1 protein-coding gene and 1 pseudogene are annotated in these 3512 nt (G+C 49.1%); both read left to right on the forward strand.

Translation table 11 applies throughout. The features are described 5' to 3' along the window. The first annotated feature begins 285 nt into the window (after nucleotides 1–285). Entirely contained in the window at nucleotides 286–2823 is a 2538-nt protein-coding gene (locus WBA89_RS26965) for a PAS domain S-box protein (protein ID WP_424410721.1), read from the forward strand. Nucleotides 2824–3366: 543 nt separating this feature from the next. Then, nucleotides 3367–3512 (forward strand): annotated as a pseudogene (locus tag WBA89_RS26970) (response regulator); the annotation flags it as partial.

Here is a 3512-nt window from a genome sequence, read left to right on the forward strand (position 1 = left end):
GTTATTGGTTATTGGTTATTGGTTATTGGTTATTGGTTATCAGTCAGTAGTCAGTAGTCAGTAGTCAGTAGTCAGTAGTCAGTAGTCAGTAGTCAGTAGTCAGTAGTCAGTGGTCAGTGGTCAGTGGTCAGTGGTCAGTAGTCATCAGTCATTGGTCATAGGATGTCCGATCGGAGGACTGAAGTTCTCCAAAAATGGAGGACTTGCCTTCGTGACTGCAAGCCTTAATCATCGGTAAATTTACCGGGCATCAGATCGTTAGTTATTGGGAAATAAATCAAACTGATGAGCCGCATTTTGCTATTGGTCGATCGCCACCAACAACAACATTTGCCGATCGCACACCTCAACACCCAGCATGAGGCGATCGTACCCGATCCCGCTTGCCAAGACAACTTGGAATTTCACATTTCCCAAATCGCTTTTGACTTGTGCATTGTGGACGAGGCAAATTTAGAGCGCGTCGGGCCGCTGATAGAAGCATTAAAAACAGCCGCCGAGCCGATATTTTTACCGTTTTTGCTCCTGGGCAAATCCCAAACGCCTGCTCTTTGCGAGCCGTTTTTTTCGCTGACGGGACAACAACTCGATGGCAGAATTGACGATTTAATCGCAACTCCCGCAGATGCCGCCCAACTGCACTTGCGGGTAGAGAATTTGTTGGCCCGCAGGCGGCAGTCGCTAGAAGTTCACAGACTGCAGGAAATAATTGAACAGCGCACTGTTAGCGAAAGTTTGTTAATTGATTCGCTGCAAACGGCAAACCAAAACCTGCAACAGGAAATCGCTAAGCGGGCCGAGGCAGAAGCTGCACTGCGAGAAAACTCCTATCTCGACTTGCTGATGAATGCCATGCCAGATATTGTCTGCTTCAAAGATGGCGAGGGCAGGTGGCAGGAGGCAAATCAAGCAATACTGGAATTGTTCGAGCTATCAGCAGATACATACCGCGGCCTGACAGATTCTCAGCTAGGAAAACTCAGCCCTTTTTACGTGGAGGCGCTGCAGGCGTGCGAGGTGAGCGATCGAGCAGCGTGGGAAAAAGGTATCCTTTCTAGGTGTGAAGAAGTGATTCCCCGATCGAACGGTACTGTGAAAATCTACGACGTGATTAAAGTACCCTTATTTCAGCCTGACGGCACGCGCAAAAGTATCGTGATTTTGGGTCGGGACATCACCGAATACAAGCACGCTAGAGATGAACTCGTCCGCTTAGCGTCCATTGTCGAGTCCTCTGACGACGGGATCGTCGGCAAAACCCTCGCCGGGACAATTCAGAGCTGGAACGCAGGAGCCGAGAAGATTTACGGCTACTGTGCGGCGGAAGTCAAGGGGCAGTCGATCGAAATTTTAGCAATACCCGAACGCCATCAGGAAATGCCCCAAATTCTGGAAAATATTCGGGCTGGAACCACTATCGACCATTACGAAACCGTACACTTGCACAAAAACGGCGAACAGATAGATGTGTCCCTGACGATTTCTCCGATTAAAGACGCTAAAGGAATGGTGACGGGGGTTTCGACAATCGCTCGCGACATCAGCGACAGCAAGCGAGTTGAAAAAGCCCTGGAACAACTCCGCCACCAAACAGAAATGATTTTGTTTTCCGCAGGAGAAGGCATTTGCGGGTTGAACAAACAGGGAAAAGTAACTTTTGTCAATCCGGCTGCGGTGAGAATGGCTGGCTGCGAATCGAAGGAGCTGATCGATCGACCGCTCTATGAAACCATAAACCGTTCTCCCGAAGAATGCTCGCGGGCGATCGATCTTTTGTCGCCTGTTACAGAAATCAATTCTGCTTCTGAACTTGTCGCCGACACCGCCACCGCGCCGGCGGAAAAACTGCCGTTGCGGGTAAGTTCTCAAATTTTAGACACCTTAGCAGACGGAGAGGTTCGGCGCGTTAATGATGAGGTTTTTTGGCGCGTTGACGGCAGCAGTTTTCCGGTGGAGTACGTTGTCGCTCCGATGCGAGAACGAGGCGAAATTATTGGAGCTGTGGTGAATTTTAAAGATATCACCGATCGGCTTGCCGTCGAGCGCATGAAAGATGAATTCATCTCCGTTGTCAGCCACGAACTGCGGACGCCGATGACTTCGATTCACGGGGCTCTGGCTTTGATCGACAGCGGCTTGCTTGAGGCTCACCCCCACAAAGCCAAGCGGATGCTGCAGATTGCTGTCACTAATACTGACCGCTTGGTGCGCTTGATCAATGACATTCTGGATTTAGAGCGCATGGAGTCGAGTTACAGCACTGTCCTCAAGCAAACTTGCAATGTCGCTGAGCTGATGGTGCAGGCGGCTGACGAGATGCAGGGAATGGCCCAGCAGGCGGGAGTTACTCTGTCCGTGAGACCTGTGGAGACGCAGTTGCGGGCTGTTCCCGATCGGCTAATTCAAGCCTTGACAAATTTGCTCAGCAATGCTATAAAATTTTCTCCGTCAGGAGCTACGGTTTGGTTGAGCTGCGAGCTGATGGACGATCGGGATTTGGCAGAAAAAGCTCAGTTGAACTCGCCGCCCTCTCCTCATGCTGCCACCGCGAATCGGCACTTGTCGTCCGTGAGTTCGTCTATCGTGATTGCTGTCAAAGACCCAGGGCGGGGCATTCCGGCAGACAAGCTAGAGATCATCTTTGAACGCTTTCAACAGGTTGATGGTTCTGATTCTCGCCAGAAAGGAGGTACTGGTTTGGGGCTGGCTATTTGTCGCAGTATCGTGCAGCAGCACGGGGGCAGGATTTGGGTGGAGAGCGTTTTGGGGGAGGGCAGCACTTTTTTCTTAAGTCTGCCAATTCTCGGAGAGAACCAAAGTTAAGGGAAGGCAGAAAATATTCGTCAGTCGATTTGAGATTTTAGGTTTGAGATTTTATATTTACTTGCACCACGCGCGATCCAATCTTATTTCTGTCAATTGACCTGACACGATATTACAGCTAATGCCGGCTGCATCGGAATCATAAAATCGAGTCAACAGTTAATACTCAAACATTCAGTTTTTCGAGCCGCCAGTCAACAGTCAACAGTCAACAGTCAACAGTCAACAGTCAACAGTCAACAGTCAACAATCACCTGACGGTGCAAGCGGAATTGATATTACAGCTAAGTCCGGCAAAAGTTCTACTAAAAAAACCCGGTTTATTTGCTGGTAGCAGTGCGTCCGGGATTGTCATTTTTGCTAGGATAGAATGGCCGGGACGGGCTAAAATCGGGATTTGAGGTCAAAAAACCAATTTTTTGGGTGGAAAGATTTTACTGTTTTAAAAATTTAGTGTAAAGTTCGATCGGGTAAAACAGTTAGCTTTATAGAGTATTCACATTTCCGGTCTAGTCTCAGAATAAGTTCTGATTGTTAAAAAAGATGTTAATTTTGAATGCCAAGCGCATCTTGGTAATTGACGATGCGGAAGATATTCGGGAAGTGGCTCAAGTGAGTCTTGAGGTAGTGGGCGGCTGGGAAGTCATGACGGCGAGTTCTGGCCGCGAGGGCGTGGCTAAGGCTCTTGC

Source organism: Microcoleus sp. (assembly GCF_049646505.1).
Classification (GTDB): domain Bacteria; phylum Cyanobacteriota; class Cyanobacteriia; order Cyanobacteriales; family Microcoleaceae; genus Microcoleus.

What these genes read in the sequence shown, in the direction of transcription:
- WBA89_RS26965 (WP_424410721.1), top strand. Translation starts at nt 286, where the DNA reads ATGAGCCGCATTTTGCTATTGGTCGATCGCCACCAACAACAACATTTG.